A 17,717-nucleotide genomic window follows, 5' to 3' on the forward strand; every position below is an offset into this window, starting at 1 on the left:
GAGGGATTGTTTTGGAATACACTGAATTAGTAGAACGTTTTGAGATGGGGGAAGAGTTTCAATTCTATTATAAAAACGACAGCTACTGGATTAGCCATAATGAAGAAGAGTATTTTCTTACTCGGGAAAGAGACAGTTTTTCGCAGTCGTTTCAATCAGCAAAAGAGTTGTTTGTTAATGGAAAGATTGATGATAAGACCATTTTAGAATTGTGGGATAACATAGAGATTTGAAAAAGTATAGATTAGACTTGTTCCTTTAAGTAAAAACCGGGGTGAACTTTTGAAGTAAGTAGGGTAAGCTTGGGACGTGCATAATATTTCGGTTATACTCCTTCAAAGCCCAGCTTGGCTCAAGACGATCATTTTAATTATTTTCATGATGTTTATAATTATAAGAACCATCATCTACTCCTTTAACGGGGGCTTGGTTATACTGAATAATTTTACCCCGCTCTTTTTTATAAAAATACCTTGTATTGGTTTCGTCCTTGAAAATAACCTGTGTACTAATTAAGGGAGCTTTAGCTATTTTAGTTTCAACTGAATAGATTTCAGATGGTTTGTATCCTTGAATTTTTACAAGATTGTTGAAAACTTCGCTTTGAGTATGACTTTTAGTGTAACTACTAAGTATCCAAATGCTTGCAAACAGAATTATTATAAAGATTGCTATTCCATGTTTCTTCATAACTATCTCCTCTTATAGATTAAAAGAGTTTCTACTATGATCTTTCTAACGGATAAGCTTCCTTAGAAATATCATGATACTAAAATAAGACATATTGCCTATTCCCTGAATTTCCCTTATGATAATTGTACTATTACCAGACAAGGAGATACATATGAAAAAAGCTATTCTATTATTATTAATGTTTGTTGTTTTAATCCCATCACAAGTATTGGCAGCAACATCTACAAAAGCAATGTCAACAAGTGAAATCGAAAAATTATACTTTGAGAATTACAAAGATCGTGTAAAGGAAATTAAAGTTGCACAAAAAAAGCTCAATGCTGTCCTGGGGGCAGAAGTTCGTGAGTTAACTCAGAGATTAAACCAAGCAACTGCGCGATATAAAAACGAAGTGAAAAATAAGTCTAGTAAAGTGGTAATAGCTCAAGCCAAGGCTGATTGCGATAAATTAAAGAAGCAGCTCAGCGTGGCAAAGGTGGAACTAAGTAAAAGTATTAAAAATTACAAGCGAGAAAGTGACCAAGTTTTAAAGGATATTGCAAAACAAAAAGCAGACCTTATAAAATTCATTAAGAATCACACGGCAGGAAAAGATAAGCTTACGGAGTCTGAATTTAGCAAGCAAGTTAATGGATATATTATGTCGATCGACAATTCATTTACTGGAGTTTTAAAAACGTTAACGGAAGCTGAATAATAGGGAGTAAGGCAGCAGGTATTACCTGTTGCCTTTTTAATTTAGATTTTATTGTTAATGTCCTTCAGGCCAAACCGTATGCAGTCACCAATCCTGTTAGGTTGGGTGCGGTTCAAGAAGTGTATAGCTGTATGCGATTTTACAGAGCTAAGAAATCTATTGTGATTACTTCAAGTAAATACACAACCTCGTGTGAACAGTTAGCCAGTTATAATGAAGTGAAGCTGCTGGATCGCAATGATTTAATTCGAATGATTGAGCTATTCCAAGAACAACAGCACAGCAAAGTAAAAGATATCATCGAAGAAGAGCCTTATTTGAGTCTAGATTCATGGGATGATTATAGGAATAATAGTAAAGTGATTAAAAAGGATCGTAAGACTGAAAAATACCAGAAACAAACTGTGTTGTGACGAAGGAAAACGGGACCGGAACGGATAGGGATACCCCCTTACCGGTCCCGTTTTCACTTTTTTCACACAAAAGACTGTCTAATGGTCGAAGAAAAACTACTTTTGGGACAGTCCCATTTTTGCAGGCAAATAACTATCTATTGACAGTTGTAGTAAGAGAACTTATTCTCAATTAACGACTTCATGCCGGAGCAAAGTTTTTTTATTGTGTTACTCCCGTGTGCGTAATAATAGATCGTACTGATCTCTGCTGGTTCAGGCTTTAACAACAGTAAGTCCCCGTCAGCTTCTTTCCAAAATTCACCCAAAACGATATAGGGCTTCTCTTTTTTATCTATTTTTTGTAATGATTCCAATTCTAAACGTGTACCTTCAATTGAAATATTCTCAACTACTTCAAAATGCTTTTTTACATCGCTTGGCAGTTGAAAATCTAATGACGCTTCTACCTGTTCAATTTTATGTAAAGATGCGCCGCCATCCAAAACATCCGAATTACTGTAAACGTTTCTAAGCGAAGTCGCAAACTTTGGATATGTCTGGAATACTTGTGGTATCTTTTTGTTAAGATGGTCAAGTAGAATTTTATCCTGCTCTTTTTGAATCTTGCAAAAGGCTTTGAATTCAGCTCCATAGTGTTGTTGGTATAGATCGGAATTTTCGAATGGAATGTTTCTCGCCTAAAGATATTCGACGGCTCTCTTTTGGCTGGCAAGGATAGGCACCCATCGAAAGTCGTGCTTGATGGGTTTGAGTTTAAGAAAAACACCACGGGATAAGTGCTTTTCCAATTGAACTTTATTTTCTTCCCACCATGCTTGCCGCTCTTCTGGAGACGGCTCGCATTGAGCTAATTGAACGAATGTCTTTTCAAATTTTTCTACCAATTCACAACCCTCCAAAAAACATCAAGCTATTGTCTTTATTCTTATGGTAGTCTGTTTTCTGGAAAAAGGGAACTAAAGGGTGCTATTCAAGAAGATTTAACCTTTAGGGATGCTGCCTAATTAATACGGAAGACTAATTTGGACTCACAATATAGAGCATTAGTGAATGAGGCGCTGGAAGGGTTTGCGGATTGATATGATCTCTTAGCTTTCTGGCTGATTATTCGGATAAGGAAATCAATGATTAGTCCAGTCAGAAAAAAACAAAATGGATAGTTACAGATTAAAGAATGAAGATGAAGATTAAAAAACGACGAATTTATGCTTTTTGACATAGGTAGAAAGGTTAATCCTTCATATAACAATTAGGAATTAAGTTCATTTTCCACAAATCGGAATAGTGTTACTATGTCATAATGAACTCATGACTAGAGGTAAATTATGACAACCATTAAAGTGACACCTGAGCAACTTATGACGGTCTCCAAGCAGTTTGAGTTAGCACGGCAAACGACAACTCAAATGAATAGCAATTTAGTACAACAAATTTTATCTATGGGACAATTGTGGGAGGGACTGACTAAAGAACACTTTTACTATTCCTTCCAGAAATCTCAGAAAAATATGAATGACTTTGTTACCCTGGTGGATTCTATTGCTAGGGAGTTACGTCACCATGCAGATAAATTCAGATTAGCGGACCTGATGGAAGCAGGTAATATTGATGCAAGTTGTTTACCGCCTCCACCGAATTCATGTGCTGTTCCTGCTCCAGATACGCGGAATGCGTTTCAGAAATCGGTAGATAGCTTAACTGAACTAGGTCAGGATTTTGTAGATGCTAATTCAGTACGCTATGAGAAAAAGTTTGATTCGGTTTGGAGCTTTTTAGATTATATGTCGTATGGTATTCCAAAAGGAATGTATCAAGGGTACATGGAACGGGCAGCTAAACAAAACGATTCATGGAATGACATGCTCAATTTCGGTACATTTGGAATAACGGGTATGATTCAGGGAGCATTTAATCCTACCAATGCGTGGTCGAAGGAACACTGGGCTAATATGATCGGTACAGCAGGATTGTTTGGAGGAGTTAGTTCAGTTATTAAGCCTAAAATTGGGTTATCAGGGTCTATAAAATATACTCCATTAAAAGATGGAACTACCCGAATAATAGAAGAGGCGGACAATGCAAGAAAAATTATTGATACTAATGGCCTGCGTAATGAAGTGCCTTTAACTGTAGCACAAATTGAAGGTTTAACTCAGTATGCAAAAAAATTAGGGATGCCACAAGAAAATATCCGTGTAGCGGGGCCTAATGACACATCTCCTACTGGATTATTATTTGATACGATTCTCAATATAAATAATGATGTATTACCTTCTAATGCGACAGGTAAATTAGCAGCTAATAGCCGGATAACTGGACATGGAACAATAGCGCATGAAGTTGTCGGACATTATGAAGCAGGACTAGCAGGTAAATCCTTCCGGGTTATGGATGATGAATTTAACGTTATAACTAGGAACTTTGCACTTGACGAAGCCCAAGCAAGTATCCGAGCTGCACGATTTGCTCCTGATTTGACCCAATTAGAAAGAATCATGCTATTAAGAGATGGAATTACTAGATTAAAAAACGAAGGTATCAAAATTAGGGAAGTTAAAGATATACTGTTCATACATGAACGTTAGAATGGAGAGGTTCTCTTTTGGAGATTATGAAGTTAGACGATATTATTAAAACACCCAATAAAGGAATCATTTTAATTGGAACAAATCTTGGTTTAGATAAGCAGGATCATACCAATTTGAAAGGTTTGATAGGTTCAAAAATACAAGTAGATAAGATAGATGGAACGAAATGCGAACTGGACGTATTGGATATAAGCATTTCTTTCTCCATTGCTAACCATCCGCTAATTGGAATTAATGTAAAGGATTCAGGAGACATTGAAGATATAAAAAAGGGAACACAAGTAGTACGATTTTTGTAAAATAAATTAAGCGAATATTATGTTGATGAAGACTGGTATGGGGAAAATTCATGTGAGAATCTATTTTAATATAATAAAGTACATTATTAGAGAGGAGGGGGGGATTTATGAATCGGAAATTTTTTATCATGGCTTTAATCAAAGGTGTTTTCGGGTATTTCCCTTGTGGATTGGGGCTACATTTCCCTTATCGGAGGTTTGGTGCTTTACTTCACAAGGCGTTATGAATCATCGGATAGGTTATTATAGATAGACAAACATTTTATTAGAAGGAGTATATCATGTTAACACCAAAACAAGAAGAGAGCCTCAGTAAATTTATGAGTAAGATTCTTAGGCATACACCAGAACAGTTTGGTCTTGAGCTAGACCATGAGGGTTATTGTGACATTCAAGACCTGATTCAAGGAATACGATCAGAGAACAGATGGTCTGAGGTCAGTGAGTCGGATATCAAGCAAGTAGTAAGCCACTGTCCAAAACAAAGATATGAGATGGTTAATGGGTACATAAGAGCTAATTATGGACACAGTGCAGGCAGATTAAATTATGAGGAAGCTACTCCAGCAACGATTCTCTATCATGGTACAAACACAAAGGTGATCCATAACATTTTCACCGAAGGAATTAAGCCGATGGGGAGAAAGTATGTACATCTGTCTGAATCGCTTGAGTTTGCAATTTTAGCAGGCAAAAGACGTGGAGAACTAGTGATCCTCGAAGTCGACACAGCAAAGGCATTAGCTAATCAAGTGAAGTTTTATAAAGCCAACCATGGTGTCTGGCTTGCCGATTTGGTGCCACCACAGTATTTAAAGAAGCTTGAATAAAGCATAACTCCAGAACATTAACGATGATCATAGAGACTAGATGGAACGATTCGTCTAGTCTTTTTAATATCGCCTGTTTTGCTGTACATACATCATCCTCCTAAAATTTTGAATGTATCCACGGGTGTCCACACCCACCTGCAAATGCCGCATAAAATATCCCGGATGAACAAAGAGGAGGTGCATGTAATAACCATGATACACATGGAACCCATTCAAGTGGGTGAGCATACATTTATCGGAGTCGAGGTCAAACTGCCTAAAACAACGCTGTTGACGATCTCCAACTCCCGTGGTTACATCATGTGTGGTGCGCTGGATGTCGGATTGCTCAATGAACGACTGGCGGATCGGAAAATTCTGGCCGCACGTGCTGTAGGGGTAAAAACACTAAAGGAACTGTTGGAAGCACCAATGGAGTCAGTGACGACGGAAGCTGAGCAACTTGGAATTAAGCCAGGGATGCCAGGCTATGAAGCATTATTGAAACTGGTGTAAGAAGCCTAGTAATAGTTGTTGGATAAAAGCAAAAAAGAAAAATTTCACAGAAAAAACCGGGCGCTACAGCTCCGGTTTTTTCTGTGAAATTTTTCATTCTATCGAGTGGAACTATTTGAATTATATACGAAGTGTATAACCTGCAAGAACAATTAATCGGCAAACAAAGCGGTAAGGTTCTCGCTAAAGGGGGCTTGGACAATTCCTTTTTCGGTAATGATGGCGGTAATGTACTCATGTGGTGTAACGTCGAAAGCCGGGTTGTAGACTTTGATACCTTGTGGGGCAGTTCTTTTGCCAAAGCTCTCGGTAACTTCCTCCGCAGAACGCTCCTCAATCGGAATATCTGCGCCTGTAGCGGTCTGTAAATCAATGGTAGATAGTGGCGAAGCAACGTAAAAAGGTATACCATGCGCCTTCGCCAACACTGCCAGGCTATAGGTGCCGATTTTGTTGGCCACATCCCCATTAGCGGCGACTCTGTCTGTACCGACAATGACAGCTTGCACCCATCCTTTAGACATCACCATGCCTGCCATATTGTCACAGAGCAGGGTGACATCTATGCCTGCCTGCTGAAGCTCAAAGGCGGTCAGACGCGCACCCTGCAATACGGGGCGGGTTTCGTCAGCAAATACTTTCAGGTGGATTCCGTTTTCCTGAGCCAAATACATAGGCGCGAGCGCTGTTCCGTATTTCGCTGTTGCCAAGCCGCCTGCGTTGCAATGAGTGAGTACGCCCATCCCATCCTTGAACAGAGGTAAAGCATGGATGCCGATTAGGTGGCAAACTTCTTCATCCTCTGCCTGAATGGCTATAGCTTCACGCTCCAGCCCTGCATTCCAGTCTTCGATCTGGCCCACCTCAGCCTCTGTGACGAGTTCGCCGGCTCGCTTCTTCATGCGGTCCAGAGCCCAGAACAGATTTACGGCAGTCGGCCGTGAGGTAGCCAAATGTCTGCACACCGCGTGTACATGCTCCAGCCACTCAGCAGCGTCATTGCCGCGATAGGAGGTAGCCCCCAGCACCACACCGTAGGCTGCGGCCATCCCGATGGCGGGGGCGCCCCGTACCTTCATGGCATGGATGCCATCCCACACTTCTTCGGTGGTGAATAAATCCAGCATGACTATCTTTTCGGGCAGTAGACGCTGATCCAGCATGGACAAGTGGTTTCCCTTCCACACCAGTGAAGTTAGAGCCTGTCCAGACACAGTTGCTTCATGGGAGGATGCGGGAAGAGATTCTTTATTTTCACTCATATGCGTGATGCTCCTTTAGTTTGGGTCGCTGTTGCTGTCCGAACAATGTCTTCTAGTTCCCGGATCGAATGAAGCTCGCGATTGCGGAGAACCAAGGCTTTTCCGATCGATAACGCGAGACGTTCCGCAGCTTCCTTGATATCAGGATCGGCAATGGTATCGATATCCGCCACATGCGACAGGCTGATGATCCGGCGGATCACTTTGCACCCTGCAAAGCCAATCGTATCTTGCAGTACTTTCTGGAGGTATAAGTCCTGATATCCGGGTGTACGTGCCAAATGATCGGTGACGTGCTCGTTCCACAGTGTACGAAACCTGCTCTCAAACTGCTCCCATACTTGAATGACGGTCTCCAGGAGCCAGTCACGTCGTTCCTTTAGCGCCGTCTCGCTAGAAGTCCATTCGGGCTGTGCTGCGTAGTTCAACAGCAGATTGGCGATGACCGCTCCGATATCAAACCCCATGGGGCCGTAATAGGCAAATTCAGGATCAATGACTTTAGTCGATTCAGCTGTTACAAAAATACTACCTGTATGGAGGTCGCCGTGTAGCAGTGCTTCTGTTCGTGTCATAAACTTTTCTCGCAGCAAAGCTACTTCCAGATGAAGGATCTGATCTGTACGGAGTGCCTCTGCTTCGTCTTCAATGTACATACCATAGTTGTTATTATCTGAAAATCGGTAGGGTTCATCCAAAATCAGATCCTCAGTTATTTTGCAGAGTTCAGGGTTTATAAAGCGTTTAACCAGCTCTTTTTTAGCCTGCTGATTCATGCCCAAATCTGAGGTGAAAAAGAGCGTGCGTGCCAGAAATTCCCCAATATGATTAGCAAAAAGAGGGTATGTGTTGCCTTCAATTAGTCCCTTGCGCATGATTGTGTGTGAGCTAAGATCCTCCATCACGGTTAACGCAAGCTCATCGTCATAGCCTAGTACCGCAGGAACCAATTCGGGGCAAAGCTGGTGCTCCTGCTGAAGTGCCTCGCGTTCAATACGGGCGCGATCCAGCGACAACGGCCAGGATTCACCCACAATTTTTACATAGGGAAGTGCCTGCTTGGCAATGATACTCTTGTTAGATTTGGAATCTGTAATATGAAAAACCAGATTTAAGTTGCCATCGCCGATTTCTCGGCATTCCAGATGAGCTTCCTGGCTAAAAAATCCGGGAATGTTCTTCACGAATTCGATTGCTTCTTCGGTCGTTAAGGGATGATATTTGGACAATGAGGTCACCTCCGTAAATTGCGCACATGTAAATGGTAAGAAAAAACATCACAATATTAAACCAAGTATTTTGATAGGATAGAGAAAGTATAACGAAAATCACTGAATTTTTGTACATTTTTTTTATGATGGATTGGAAGAGGTGGGCTTCTTCTTTTTGTTTCGTCTCTGTATAGAAAGGGTAAATATGAAACAGACGTCCGGCAGGTGATATTCAAATGCCCGCTGGCGTCTTACCGTCAGCAGGGACGGTGATGAATACGTAAACGCTTCTGAAAGTCAATTTGATGAAAAAGGAAGGGATTTATGATGGCTAAAACAACAAGTAACTCGAAAAATACGCAAACCAAATCGGTGGAGGAACTTTTAAACCGTCAAGTCGCTAACCTCAATGTGTTATATGTAAAAATTCATAACTATCACTGGTACGTGAAAGGCTCCAGCTTTTATACACTCCATGTTAAATTCGAAGAATTATACAATGAAGTGACATTGAAAATGGATGAGATTGCCGAGCGCTTGCTTGCCTTGAAAGGTTCTCCTTCCGCAACATTGAAGGAATACCTGGAGCTGTCCTCAATTCAAGAGGCTACCGGTAATGAAGATGCTCCAAAAATGGTGCAAACCCTGATTGAGGATTTTGCGACGGTATGTGAGGAGTTTCAGGAAGGTATCGAATTGGCGGAAAGTAATTCCGACCAGCCTACTGCAGATTTGCTGATCGGCTACAAAGCAGATTTGGAGAAACACATGTGGATGCTTCGCTCTTATTTGGGCTAACTCATCAGGCTTTCGCACTAAAATAACCCCTTTACATGTAAAACGCTACTGACGTCAAGCTGTCAGTAGCGTTTTTATGGCTAAAAAAGAGATTATGTATCCCATGGTTTTTGTACTACACTATAACTATGTAATCATTCGAAGGATGTATTTTGCCATTTGTGTGATTGGTAGGATGAACATTTTATGAAGAAAGGTGGATAACGTGCGTCTGTTGGTTGCACCCTTAAAGATATTTATTATAAAATAACTTGAGAATCATTGAGAATCAGTTTAGAATGATTATAAATAAATTTTTAATTATTACATTTGCTTGAAATCAGGGGGCTCCCCTGTTTAAATATCTTTCTGATTTCGACACCACACTACATTTTTTGGAGGGTATTGCGAATATGGCTACAAACTTTAAGATTGAAGGTCTCAAAGCGACCATTGAAGGTAAAGAAATTTTGAAGGGGATTAACCTCGAAATGAAGGGCGGAGAAATCCACGCCATCATGGGTCCTAACGGAACGGGTAAAAGTACGCTCGCATCTGCTTTGATGGGTCATCCTAAATATGAAGTCACAGATGGCAAAGTAACTTTGGATGGAGAAGACGTGCTGGATATGGAAGTGGATGAGCGTGCACGTGCAGGATTGTTCCTGGCGATGCAGTATCCAAGTGAAATTGCAGGGGTAACAAACTCCGACTTTTTGCGTAGTGCTATCAACGCGCGCCGTGAAGAAGGACAAGAGATTTCCCTGATTAAGTTTATCCGCCAAATGGAAGGCAAAATGAAAGAGCTTGAAATGAATCCTGAGTTTGCTCACCGTTACCTGAACGAAGGTTTTTCCGGTGGTGAGAAAAAGCGGAATGAAATTCTGCAAATGATGATGCTTGATCCCAAAATTGTCGTTCTGGACGAAATTGACTCCGGTCTGGATATCGATGCTTTGAGAATCGTAGCTAACGGCGTAAACGCTATGCGTTCTGAAGACCGTGGCTTCCTTGTGATTACTCACTACCAACGTCTGTTGAACTACATCAAACCAGATTATGTACACGTAATGATGCAAGGACGTATCGTTAAATCCGGTGGTCCTGAGCTTGCTGAGCGTCTGGAAGCGGACGGTTACGACTGGATCAAGGAAGAGCTGGGTATCGTTGATGAAACTGTAGGACAAGAGGCGTAAGCCGGAAGCGAGGAGGAAAACTGATGACAACACAAACAATCCTTCCGGTAGATTCCGAGCAACTGCGTGTTCTGTCCGAACGTAATGGCGAGCCATCTTGGCTGGTCGAAGACAGACAAAAAGCACTTGAGCTTGCAGGCCAACTGGAGCTTCCGGTATTTGAAAAAACAAAAATCGAACGTTGGAATTTAAACGATTACGGTCAACATAAATTGAGCGAGGTCATTGCATCTGTAGGTCAGGTTCCTGCAGCCATTGCTGATCTGGTCAAAGAACAACAAGAGGGCGGTCTGATCATCCAGCGCAACTCCGGTGCGGTATACGTGAAGCTGAGCGAGGAACTGGCAGCGCAAGGTGTTATTTTCACGGATTTGCAAACGGCGGTCAAAGAGCATGCTGATTTGGTCAAAGCTCATCTGAACACTGTTATTAAGGCTGAAGAAAATTCATTGTCGGCATTGCATGCAGCACTCTGGAACGGTGGAGTATTTGCTTATGTGCCTAAAAATGTAGAACTGAACGTACCGCTTCAAGCTGTGTTCCTCACGGATGATGCGACTGCAACTTTTGCGCCGCATGTGCTGCTCATAGCTGAAAATCATAGTTCCGTGACGTACGTAGACAACTATGTATCTGCAGATTTGGCGGCACCTGTTCTTCATAACGGTGCGGTAGAAGTGGTTGCGAATGCAGGCGCTAAAGTACGCTATGCGACAGTGCATCAGTTTGGAGAGCAAGTAACGGATATTTCCATTCGTCGTGCCACGCTCGGAAATGACGCTGCTATCGAATGGATTGTAGGCGAAATGAACAACGGCAATACAGCGAGCAATACCATGTCTGTGCTCAAAGGCAATGGCTCCAACTCGGATGCCAAGGTTATTGCTGTAGGTTCTGGTTCACAAAAGCTGAACTATACGACACAAGCACAGCATTTTGGTAAAAATTCCGCTAGTCAGATGATTACACGCGCAGTTATGCGTGAAGAAGCATCTTCCATCATTAACGGAATTACGAAAATTGAAAAAGGCGCTACCAAAGCAGACGGTCAGCAAACGGAGCGTGTACTGATGCTCAGCCCGAAAGCACGTGGTGACGCTAACCCGATCCTGTTGATTGATGAAGATGATGTAACGGCTGGACACGCAGCCTCGGTTGGTCAGGTTAACCGTGAGCAAGTGTATTACTTGATGTCCCGCGGAATTAGCCGTGCAGAAGCTGAACGATTGATTATTTATGGCTTCCTGGCACCTGTCGTATCTGAAATTCCGCTCGAAGGACTTCAACATCAGCTGCAAAGCCTTGTTGAAAGGAAGTTAGGCCAATGAACACTGCATTGATCCGTGAACAATTCCCGATTTTACATCAGGAGATTAACGGTCATCCGCTGGTTTATTTGGATAATGCGGCCACTTCGCAAAAGCCGCTAGCGGTCATCGAGGCGATCAAGCACTATTACGAGTTTGATAATTCGAATGTACACCGTGGTGTGCATACCTTGGGTAGCCGTGCTACGGATGCTTATGAAGGTGCGAGGGAGAAGGTAGCCCGTTTTCTGAATGCCAAGCGCAGTCAGGAAATCATTTTTACACGCGGGACAACAACCGCGCTGAATCTGGTGGCTTCTTCTTACGGTAGAGCTAACTGTAAGGAGGGTGATGAAATTGTCATCACTCCGATGGAACATCACAGTAATCTGATTCCGTGGCAACAGGTAGCCAAAGCCACGGGTGCGACTTTAAAATATATTCCGCTTCAAGAGGACGGTAGCGTTGATCTTGCAGACGTGGAGAAAACCGTCACAGAACACACAAAAATTGTTGCGATTGCGCATGTCTCCAATGTGCTTGGCGTTGTGAATCCGGTCAAAGAGATTGCTGCTATTGCACATCGCAAAGGTGCAGTTATCGTTGTCGACGGTGCACAAAGTACGCCACATATGAAAGTAGACGTGCAAGACATAGATGCTGATTTTTATGCTTTCTCTGGTCACAAAATGTGTGCTCCTACAGGAATTGGTGCACTCTACGGCAAGAAGGCGTTGCTGGAAAACATGGAGCCCGTTGAGTTTGGCGGTGAAATGATCGACGATGTGGGATTGTATGAATCCACATGGAAGGAGCTACCTTGGAAATTCGAAGGTGGCACCCCGATTATTGCTGGGGCAGTTGGCTTGGGAGCTGCCATTGATTTTCTGGAAAGCATCGGACTAGACGCCATTGCACAGCATGAGAGCCGTCTAACGAATTATGCACTCAAACGTCTCCGTGAAGTGGAGGGTTTGACGATCTATGGACCTGCTGAACGTCATGTCGGGCTTGTAACATTCAACTTGGATGATGTGCATCCGCATGATGTAGCTACTGTACTGGATAGCAAAGGGGTGGCCATACGTGCGGGCCATCATTGCTGCCAGCCATTGATGCGCTGGTTGAAAGCCAGTGCAACTGCACGTGCCAGCTTTTACCTCTATAACACGGAAGAGGATATCGACGCTCTGGTCAGCGCCTTAATCCAAACGAAGGAGTATTTTGGCGATGCAACTTGATGACTTGTACCGACGCGTGATTATGGATCATTATAAAAATCCGCGCAATCGCGGACGTTTTGAGGACGATGCTGTTACGGTGGATTTGAATAATCCTACGTGTGGTGACCGGATATCCCTTCAACTCAAAACGAAAGACGGCGTAGTCGAGGATGCCCGTTTTACAGGTGAAGGCTGCTCGATTAGTATGTCCTCGGCTTCGATGATGACAGAAGCGGTCAAAGGAAAAACGATTGATCAGGCCTTGGATATGGCGAGTCGCTTCTCCTCTCTGATGAAGGGCGAAGCGGTCGAATTTGATGATTATGAAGAATTGGAAGCTTTGTCAGGGGTCAATAAGTTCCCGGCTCGCATTAAATGTGCGACATTGGCTTGGAACGCGCTGCGCAAAGGGATTGACGAAGATAAATAATTTAAATAGAACAGAGGAGGTTTGAGAAACATGGCCAAGAAAGCACCGGAAATGGAAGAGTATAAGTATGGCTTTCGTGACGAGCACAAGTCCATTTTCCAAACAGGTAAGGGTCTCACTCCGGAAATTGTAAAGGAAATCTCCAAAATTAAGGGTGAACCGGATTGGATGTTGGAGTTCCGTCTGAAAGCATTGAAGCAATTTGAAAAAATGCCAATGCCAAAATGGGGCGGAGACATGGATGAACTGGATTTCGATGATATCCAGTACTATGTAAGACCTTCCGAGAAGCAAGGGAAAACGTGGGAAGAGGTTCCTACAGAAATTAAGGAAACCTTTGATAAACTGGGGATTCCTGAAGCGGAACAAAAGTTTTTGGCTGGTGTATCTGCGCAGTATGAATCCGAGGTTGTCTACCACAGCATGCAAAAGGATCTGGAAGAGCAGGGTGTCATTTTCATGGATACCGATACAGCGTTGCGTGAGCATCCTGAGATTTTGAAAGAGTATTTTGCCACAGTCGTACCTCCTGCAGACAATAAGTTTGCGGCCCTGAACAGTGCGGTATGGTCAGGCGGTAGCTTTATCTACGTGCCTAAAGGTGTGAAATGTGAAGTTCCATTGCAGGCTTACTTCCGTATCAACTCGGAAAACATGGGTCAATTTGAGCGTACGCTCATTATTGCTGACGAAGACAGCTTTGTGCATTATGTAGAAGGCTGTACAGCTCCAATTTACAGCACGAACTCGCTGCATAGTGCTGTGGTTGAAATTATTTGTAAGAAAAACGCACGCGTTCGTTACACAACGATTCAGAACTGGGCACCAAACATTTACAACCTGGTAACTAAACGTGCGGTTGCTGAAGAAAATGCAACGATGGAATGGGTTGATGGCAACATCGGTTCCAAGCTGACAATGAAGTATCCTGCCGTTGTACTGAAAGGTCGTGGAGCGAAAGGGATGGTCTTGTCCATCGCTGTTGCAGGCAAAGGCCAGCATCAGGATGCAGGTGCGAAAATGATCCACTTGGCACCAGATACTACATCCACCATTGTATCCAAATCGATCAGTAAGCACGGTGGTAAAGTAACGTATCGCGGATTAGCTTCCTTTGGTCGTCAGGCTCAAGGTGCAAAATCGAATATTAAGTGTGATACGTTGATTTTGGATAATCAGTCAACTTCAGATACTATTCCTTATAATGAGATCATGAATGACGATATTACACTTGAGCACGAAGCAACGGTGTCCAAAGTATCGGAAGATCAACTCTTCTATCTGATGAGCCGTGGTCTGACCGAAGCTGAGGCAACACAAATGATCGTTATGGGCTTCATTGAGCCGTTCACCAAAGAACTACCGATGGAATATGCGGTAGAAATGAACCGCTTGATCAAGTTCGAAATGGAAGGTAGTATCGGTTAAAACGCGGTAACCCTTGGTGAGACAAGGTACTTGAGGTAATTAAAGCTGTTTAATCCGAGTCGTGCCGATTTTGTGCCAACTCGAATTTCCTTTTAAATGTAGAAGGCGAACTTTTTAAGTTCGTCTTCTTCTTTTTTTCTAATGCCATGTGAAACCAAAAATTTATTGTTAGGACTGCAGATAATCGCCTAGCACGTAACTATGCTTGCTTAATAGGATATTGTAAAAACTGCAAAACATAAGGAGGCAGGCAACGGATGCAGAAGAATAAACCTGTAGTCAAGAAGAAAACAATCTCAGCTAAACAGACACAGAGGCATGTACATGAATTTGAAGGTAGTACCAAACTGGCTGAAGCAGGCGCAGACCGACATAACCACCGCTTTGCAGGTGTTACTGGGCAAGCGATTCGAGTTGGAAGAAGTCATGTCCACGAAATTGATCTTACGAAAACTGATTTTGTGAACCATTTTCATAATCTGAGAAGGATTAGAACAGGACCAGCTATTCCAGTCGGAAATGGAAAACACGTACATTTCGTTACGGGCCAAACTACATTAAATGATGGTCATGTACACCAGTTTAATTTCGCAACATTGATTGAGGAACCTCTTGTTTAATGAACGATGGGTTTGACTGAAGCAGAGGCCGATTGTGTACCGACTCGGATCTCCTGCTAGTATAGGAGGCGAACTTTTTAAGTTCGTCTTCTTCTATTTTTTTGGTTACGTGTAAATACGTGTTTACGTTTGAAGTGGGTTTACAGATCCTTAATAGGTCGACAAAAAGCCAAAGCCGCCCCAAAAGTTGGGACAGCTCGCTTCTACATATTTATTTATCTGAAGTTTTATGGTCTAAGTCATGATGCAACTCGGTTGCTGGTATTTTGGCATTATAGATCTGTCCTTTGGCAATGGGGTTAGAGATGTATACATAGCTCCCGGTTCCATCCGGCGCACTTCCTGTTGCCCACAGACCTTCACTAGATTCTTCGCCTTCTGACAAGTTCCAAAACTCATATGCTTCAGGCTGAGATTCTTGCTCTGCTTCAGGAGGGAAGGAAGCCGGTACCACAACACCATTTTTTTCTTCTAATTCTTGAATTGCCGCCATCCATTGATATTGATGATAGCGGTCGCGTGCTAGCATTTTCCGTAATGTAGCCCTAACGCTTTCGTCTTGCGTCATATGATATAGTCTGGCTACCTGCAATCGACCTTGACTCTCTGCATGCAGGTTGGACCGCATATCTGCCAAAAGATTACCACTAGCCACAATGTAAGAACCATTCCATGGAACTCCATTGGAATTAGTAGGCAATCCACCAAGACCGCTGACCAGCAGGTGCTGCGGGTTAATTCCTCCCATAATGGCAGCTGTAACAGGGTCTTTGGCAGCTTGCTCCTGATCTTCTGGTTTAGCCCCATCAAGTAATTGACTAATTAAAGCACACAGCATCTCCACATGTCCTATTTCTTCTGTTCCAATATCCATTAACATATCTTTATATTTTTCATCACCGCGACAGTTAAACCCTTGAAACAAATATTGCATCATCACGGTCATTTCTCCAAATTGGCCTCCCAAAACTTCTTGTACCTGTCGGGCAAATAGAGGGTCAGGTCGCTCTACTTTCACTTCGAACTGCAACTCTTTTTGATGTCTAAACATAATTAGTCCTCCTATAGGTTAAAAGCAGTTTAGTGAATCCAAGCTATATTAACCTATTCAATGCGCAACAAAACGAAGGATCTGCCTAACCATAAAATCCCCTAATTCTACTAGAATGATAGGAGCCTTCATGAAAATAACTTTTCTGGTTCTTTGACTTGTATAAAAATGATAAAAAAGGGTAGCATATGTTTCACTTCAAAATAAAACTCTAAGGGGGTTTTGGTATTGTATTTTTATAAAGAAGATTTAATTAACTTAATAGTACCTGATAAACCCGACCCAGCTGCTGCAAAAGTGATTCAGGAGGTATTGGGTGGTCGATTTGGAGAAATGCGTACCATGATGCAGTTTTTCTTTCAAAGTAATAATTTTCGTGGTAATGCTGTTCAATATAGGGATTTGATTCGAGGAGTTTTCCTAGAGGAGCTTAGTCATGTTGAACTGGTCCAACATACCATAAATCAACTTCTGACTGGCTCAGGTGAAGACCAAGCCGGCGATGCTGGAGTTGATCATGCTCCTTTGGATGAAGCGATAAAACATGCCAATCCTCATCATTTTATTATGGGAGCTCAAAGTTCCTTACCCGTTGATGCAAGTGGTAATCCTTGGTTAGGTAGTTATGTCTATTCCCACGGTAATCTGATTAGTGATTTGCTTGATAATCTCGTACTCGAATCTACAGGGGTTCTGCAAAAATCTCGAATTTACGAAATGAGCTCGAACAAAACATTCCGGGAAACATTGGCTTTTTTGATTGTACGGGATAATGCTCATCAAAATGCATTTGCCAAAGCATTAGAGACACTTGGAGTGGATTGGGGAAAATTGTTCCCGGTTCCAAACTACGATATTAACAAGTATCCAGAATGTCGGAAGTATGTTGAAATGGGCTTTCACAATGCACAGTTTAATTTTCGATTGGATTCTACCCGTATTGGAGAAATATTCAATGGGCAAACTCCAAGCAGAAACGGTGGGGATTTGAATGTCATTGACCCTCCAGAAGGCTTTCCTCTTCCGTATATGCCTGAATTGCCTAATGAACATAGCCCAGGTCTACAAGATCTTAATTCCTAGGATTAAATATATAAATACAGATAGTAACTAGGCTTATGTCCGTAACACAAAAAGAGGCTGTCCTTTGTAGGGAAAACCTACGGATTAAGGACAGTCTCTTTTCATTCG

21 protein-coding genes are annotated in these 17,717 nt (G+C 42.4%); 15 read left to right on the top strand and 6 right to left on the bottom strand.

What is annotated here, in order from left to right; translation table 11 throughout:
- Positions 1–11 precede the first annotated feature (11 nt).
- The gene (locus MKX36_RS07635) at positions 12–233 is read left to right on the top strand and encodes a hypothetical protein (RefSeq protein WP_290409046.1); all 222 of its coding nucleotides are present in this window, start codon (positions 12–14) and stop codon (positions 231–233) included.
- Positions 234–366: 133 nt separating this feature from the next.
- Here the strand turns inward: MKX36_RS07635 and MKX36_RS07640 are convergent, their stop codons facing one another.
- Positions 367–690, bottom strand: a complete 324-nt coding sequence (locus MKX36_RS07640; RefSeq protein ID WP_340864481.1) for a DUF3139 domain-containing protein — start codon at positions 688–690, stop codon at positions 367–369.
- Positions 691–844: 154 nt separating this feature from the next.
- Between MKX36_RS07640 and MKX36_RS07645 the strand changes: the two genes are divergently transcribed.
- Complete coding sequence (locus tag MKX36_RS07645; RefSeq protein WP_340864482.1) at positions 845–1,390, top strand: hypothetical protein; 546 nt, start codon at positions 845–847, stop codon at positions 1,388–1,390.
- Between the two features lie 50 nt (positions 1,391–1,440).
- Positions 1,441–1,803, top strand: a complete 363-nt coding sequence (locus MKX36_RS07650) for a restriction endonuclease (protein ID WP_290409224.1) — start codon at positions 1,441–1,443, stop codon at positions 1,801–1,803.
- A 137-nt stretch (positions 1,804–1,940) separates the two neighbouring features.
- On the opposite strand, the gene MKX36_RS07655 is transcribed toward MKX36_RS07650, so the two are convergent.
- Complete coding sequence (locus MKX36_RS07655; protein ID WP_290409049.1) at positions 1,941–2,288, bottom strand: hypothetical protein; 348 nt, start codon at positions 2,286–2,288, stop codon at positions 1,941–1,943.
- A gap of 195 nt (positions 2,289–2,483) precedes the next feature.
- The gene (locus MKX36_RS07660) at positions 2,484–2,690 is read right to left on the bottom strand and encodes a hypothetical protein (RefSeq protein ID WP_340864483.1); all 207 of its coding nucleotides are present in this window, start codon (positions 2,688–2,690) and stop codon (positions 2,484–2,486) included.
- A 441-nt stretch (positions 2,691–3,131) separates the two neighbouring features.
- Here MKX36_RS07660 and MKX36_RS07665 point away from each other — a divergent pair, with 441 nt between their 5' ends.
- The 4 genes from MKX36_RS07665 (at position 3,132) to MKX36_RS07680 (ending at position 6,021) form a co-directional block, all read left to right on the top strand.
- A complete protein-coding gene (locus MKX36_RS07665) occupies positions 3,132–4,391 on the top strand; it encodes a WXG100 family type VII secretion target (protein WP_340864484.1) in 1,260 nt (419 codons plus the stop codon).
- Positions 4,392–4,417: 26 nt separating this feature from the next.
- Positions 4,418–4,693: a hypothetical protein gene (locus tag MKX36_RS07670; protein ID WP_290409225.1), complete on the top strand. Its 276-nt coding sequence runs from the start codon at positions 4,418–4,420 to the stop codon at positions 4,691–4,693.
- Positions 4,694–4,974: 281 nt separating this feature from the next.
- A complete protein-coding gene (locus MKX36_RS07675) occupies positions 4,975–5,523 on the top strand; it encodes an RNA 2'-phosphotransferase (RefSeq protein ID WP_340864485.1) in 549 nt (182 codons plus the stop codon).
- A gap of 195 nt (positions 5,524–5,718) precedes the next feature.
- Complete coding sequence (locus MKX36_RS07680) at positions 5,719–6,021, top strand: YunC family protein (RefSeq protein WP_017425931.1); 303 nt, start codon at positions 5,719–5,721, stop codon at positions 6,019–6,021.
- Positions 6,022–6,173: 152 nt separating this feature from the next.
- On the opposite strand, the gene mtnA is transcribed toward MKX36_RS07680, so the two are convergent.
- Positions 6,174–7,283: an S-methyl-5-thioribose-1-phosphate isomerase gene (mtnA, locus tag MKX36_RS07685; protein WP_045243946.1), complete on the bottom strand. Its 1,110-nt coding sequence runs from the start codon at positions 7,281–7,283 to the stop codon at positions 6,174–6,176.
- Positions 7,280–8,512, bottom strand: a complete 1,233-nt coding sequence (gene mtnK, locus MKX36_RS07690) for an S-methyl-5-thioribose kinase (RefSeq protein ID WP_340864486.1) — start codon at positions 8,510–8,512, stop codon at positions 7,280–7,282. Before mtnK ends, mtnA begins: the two co-directional genes overlap by 4 nt.
- A gap of 309 nt (positions 8,513–8,821) precedes the next feature.
- Between mtnK and MKX36_RS07695 the strand changes: the two genes are divergently transcribed.
- The 7 genes from MKX36_RS07695 to MKX36_RS07725 all read left to right on the top strand — a co-directional run bounded on the left by MKX36_RS07695 (position 8,822) and on the right by MKX36_RS07725 (position 15,475).
- Positions 8,822–9,292: a Dps family protein gene (locus tag MKX36_RS07695; RefSeq protein ID WP_013309551.1), complete on the top strand. Its 471-nt coding sequence runs from the start codon at positions 8,822–8,824 to the stop codon at positions 9,290–9,292.
- A 392-nt stretch (positions 9,293–9,684) separates the two neighbouring features.
- Complete coding sequence (gene sufC / locus MKX36_RS07700; protein WP_017425928.1) at positions 9,685–10,467, top strand: Fe-S cluster assembly ATPase SufC; 783 nt, start codon at positions 9,685–9,687, stop codon at positions 10,465–10,467.
- A gap of 23 nt (positions 10,468–10,490) precedes the next feature.
- Positions 10,491–11,795 carry a Fe-S cluster assembly protein SufD gene (gene sufD / locus MKX36_RS07705; protein ID WP_019686826.1) on the top strand — a complete coding sequence of 435 codons (1,305 nt, stop codon included), beginning with the start codon at positions 10,491–10,493 and terminating at the stop codon, positions 11,793–11,795.
- Positions 11,792–13,015, top strand: coding sequence for a cysteine desulfurase (locus MKX36_RS07710; protein ID WP_025364501.1), 1,224 nt, complete (start codon positions 11,792–11,794; stop codon positions 13,013–13,015). The genes sufD and MKX36_RS07710 overlap by 4 nt, the downstream gene beginning before the upstream one ends.
- Complete coding sequence (gene sufU / locus MKX36_RS07715; RefSeq protein WP_013309555.1) at positions 13,005–13,427, top strand: Fe-S cluster assembly sulfur transfer protein SufU; 423 nt, start codon at positions 13,005–13,007, stop codon at positions 13,425–13,427. The genes MKX36_RS07710 and sufU overlap by 11 nt, the downstream gene beginning before the upstream one ends.
- 30 nt (positions 13,428–13,457) lie before the next feature.
- Positions 13,458–14,855 (top strand): Fe-S cluster assembly protein SufB, encoded by a 1,398-nt coding sequence (gene sufB / locus MKX36_RS07720; protein WP_016819590.1) that lies wholly within the window; start codon positions 13,458–13,460, stop codon positions 14,853–14,855.
- Between the two features lie 257 nt (positions 14,856–15,112).
- The gene (locus MKX36_RS07725; protein ID WP_016819591.1) at positions 15,113–15,475 is read left to right on the top strand and encodes a YmaF family protein; all 363 of its coding nucleotides are present in this window, start codon (positions 15,113–15,115) and stop codon (positions 15,473–15,475) included.
- Between the two features lie 211 nt (positions 15,476–15,686).
- Here the strand turns inward: MKX36_RS07725 and MKX36_RS07730 are convergent, their stop codons facing one another.
- Positions 15,687–16,526: a manganese catalase family protein gene (locus tag MKX36_RS07730; RefSeq protein ID WP_016819592.1), complete on the bottom strand. Its 840-nt coding sequence runs from the start codon at positions 16,524–16,526 to the stop codon at positions 15,687–15,689.
- Between the two features lie 228 nt (positions 16,527–16,754).
- Here MKX36_RS07730 and MKX36_RS07735 point away from each other — a divergent pair, with 228 nt between their 5' ends.
- Positions 16,755–17,609 carry a manganese catalase family protein gene (locus tag MKX36_RS07735; RefSeq protein WP_016819593.1) on the top strand — a complete coding sequence of 285 codons (855 nt, stop codon included), beginning with the start codon at positions 16,755–16,757 and terminating at the stop codon, positions 17,607–17,609.
- Positions 17,610–17,717 lie beyond the last annotated feature (108 nt).

The organism is Paenibacillus sp. FSL W8-0439, assembly GCF_038008995.1.
In the GTDB taxonomy this organism is placed as follows: Bacteria; Bacillota; Bacilli; order Paenibacillales; family Paenibacillaceae; genus Paenibacillus; species Paenibacillus polymyxa.

Coding starts and splice junctions, on each gene's coding strand:
- MKX36_RS07640 (WP_340864481.1), bottom strand. CDS start 690: ATGAAGAAACATGGAATAGCAATCTTTATAATAATTCTGTTTGCAAGC.
- MKX36_RS07645 (WP_340864482.1), top strand. CDS start 845: ATGAAAAAAGCTATTCTATTATTATTAATGTTTGTTGTTTTAATCCCA.
- MKX36_RS07665 (WP_340864484.1), top strand. CDS start 3,132: ATGACAACCATTAAAGTGACACCTGAGCAACTTATGACGGTCTCCAAG.
- MKX36_RS07670 (WP_290409225.1), top strand. CDS start 4,418: ATGAAGTTAGACGATATTATTAAAACACCCAATAAAGGAATCATTTTA.
- MKX36_RS07675 (WP_340864485.1), top strand. CDS start 4,975: ATGTTAACACCAAAACAAGAAGAGAGCCTCAGTAAATTTATGAGTAAG.
- MKX36_RS07680 (WP_017425931.1), top strand. CDS start 5,719: ATGATACACATGGAACCCATTCAAGTGGGTGAGCATACATTTATCGGA.
- mtnA (WP_045243946.1), bottom strand. CDS start 7,283: ATGAGTGAAAATAAAGAATCTCTTCCCGCATCCTCCCATGAAGCAACT.
- MKX36_RS07695 (WP_013309551.1), top strand. CDS start 8,822: ATGGCTAAAACAACAAGTAACTCGAAAAATACGCAAACCAAATCGGTG.
- sufC (WP_017425928.1), top strand. CDS start 9,685: ATGGCTACAAACTTTAAGATTGAAGGTCTCAAAGCGACCATTGAAGGT.
- sufD (WP_019686826.1), top strand. CDS start 10,491: ATGACAACACAAACAATCCTTCCGGTAGATTCCGAGCAACTGCGTGTT.
- MKX36_RS07710 (WP_025364501.1), top strand. CDS start 11,792: ATGAACACTGCATTGATCCGTGAACAATTCCCGATTTTACATCAGGAG.
- sufU (WP_013309555.1), top strand. CDS start 13,005: ATGCAACTTGATGACTTGTACCGACGCGTGATTATGGATCATTATAAA.
- sufB (WP_016819590.1), top strand. CDS start 13,458: ATGGCCAAGAAAGCACCGGAAATGGAAGAGTATAAGTATGGCTTTCGT.
- MKX36_RS07725 (WP_016819591.1), top strand. CDS start 15,113: ATGCAGAAGAATAAACCTGTAGTCAAGAAGAAAACAATCTCAGCTAAA.
- MKX36_RS07730 (WP_016819592.1), bottom strand. CDS start 16,526: ATGTTTAGACATCAAAAAGAGTTGCAGTTCGAAGTGAAAGTAGAGCGA.